This is a genomic window from Pseudomonas sp. GM79 (assembly GCF_000282495.1).
GTDB lineage: Bacteria > Pseudomonadota > Gammaproteobacteria > Pseudomonadales > Pseudomonadaceae > Aquipseudomonas.
In genome coordinates this window covers 1-1998 of sequence record NZ_AKJE01000106.1, presented here as the reverse complement: position 1 = coordinate 1998, position 1998 = coordinate 1, and the positions used below count along the sequence as shown (strand labels likewise).

The following is a 1998-nucleotide window of genomic DNA, read 5'->3' as shown; positions in this document are numbered from 1 at the left end:
GCCAGACCATCACCATCCCGGTCGGCTCGAGCAGCGCCAGTGTCAACTTCACCGCGCCGAACGATGCGCTGGCCGGTGGTGGTTCGCTGAGCGTCAAGATTGACGATGCCAAAGGTGGCAACTACGAGAAGCTGGAGGTCGACGGCACGTCGGCGGACACCTCGGTTACCGACACCGCTGACACCACCAACCTGTCGCTGACCGCGACCGGCACCGTGGATGAAGGCGGCCAAATCACCTACACCGCGACCCTGACCAATGCAGCCGGCACACCGGTCACCGTGACCCTGAGCAACGGCGCCGTGATCACCATCGAAGCGGGCAAAACCACCGGCTCCGTGACCGTCGATGCGCCAAAAGACGACGTCTACAAAGACACCGGCACCGTCGAAGCGACCATCAAAGGCTCGACCGGCGGTAACTTCGAGAACCTGGTCGCCAGCGATACCCCGGCGGTGACCACCGTTAACGACACCATCGATACCAGCACCGTTTCGCTGAGTGCCACCGCGAACGTCGCCGAAGGCGAAACCGTGGTCTACACCGCGACGGTTAATGCACCCGTCACCGGTGCGCCAGTGGTCGTCACCCTGTCCAACGGTCAGATCATCACCATCCCGGTCGGCGAAACCACCGGCAGCGTGAACTTTGTCGCGCCAAACAGCCCCCTTGCGGGCGGCAGCTCCCTGAGCGTCAAGATTGACGGCGCAACGGGCGGCAACTACGAGAAGCTGGAAGTCGACGGCAAATCGGCGGACACCTCGATCACTGATACCGCGGATACCACCACCCTCAGCCTGAGTGCTACCGATTCGGTCGCCGAAGGTGGGTCCATCGTTTATACCGCGACCTTGACCAATGCGGCCGGGACTCCGGTCACCGTCACCCTGAGCAACGGCGCGATCATCACCATCGCGGCCGGTGCCACCAGCGGTTCCGTAACCGTCGATGCGCCAAAAGACGACGTCTACAAAGACGCCGGCCAAGTTGAAGTGACCATCAAAGACGCCGCGGGCGGCAACTTCGAAAACCTGACCACCAGCCCAGCGGCTGCGGTTACCGATGTCACCGATACCCTCGACACCTCGACCGTGAACCTCACTGCGACCAGCACTGTGGCTGAGGGCGGGACCGTGGTTTACACGGCGTCCGTATCTGCTCCAGTCACAGGCTCGCCGGTGGTTGTCACCCTGTCCAACGGCCAAACCATCACCATTCCGGTTGGCTCGAGCAGCGCCAGCGTCAACTTCACCGCACCAAACGATGTGTTGGCTGGCGGCACCTCCCTGAGCGTCAAGATCGACGATGCGAAGGGCGGCAACTACGAGAAGCTGGAAGTCGATGGCAAATCGGCGGACACCTCGGTGACCGATACTCCGGAAACCACGACCCTCAGCCTCAGCGCTACGGATTCGGTCGCTGAAGGCGGCTCCATCGTTTACACCGCGACCTTGACCAACGCCGCTGGCACGCCAGTGACCGTCACTCTGAGCAACGGTGCCGTGATCACCATCGCCGCCGGCGCCACCACCGGTTCCGTAACCGTCGATGCGCCGAAAGACGATGTCTACAAAGACGCCGGCCAGGTTGAAGTGACGATCAAGGATGCCGCAGGCGGCAACTTCGAAAACCTGGCGACCAACCCGGCGGCTGCGGTTACCGATGTCACCGATACCCTCGACACCTCGACCGTCAACCTCACTGCGACCAGCACTGTGGCTGAGGGCGGGACCGTGATTTACACGGCGTCCGTGTCTGCTCCAGTCACCGGCTCGCCGGTGGTTGTCACCCTGTCCAACGGCCAGACCATCACCATCCCGGTCGGCTCGAGCAGCGCCAGCGTGAATTTCACTGCGCCGAACGATGCCCTGGCCGGTGGTGGCTCGCTGAGTGTGAAAATCGACGACGCCAAGGGCGGTAACTACGAGAAGCTGGACGTCGACGGCAAATCAGCCGACACCTCGGTTACCGATACTGCTGACACCACCAACCTGTCGC

Annotated in this window: 1 protein-coding gene; it reads left to right on the top strand. The window is 62.6% G+C overall.

All coding sequences use genetic code 11. The annotated features are described in order from the left end of the window. A partial coding sequence (locus PMI36_RS04420; protein WP_008075241.1) for an immunoglobulin-like domain-containing protein occupies window positions 1-1998 on the top strand: 1998 nt, incomplete at both ends.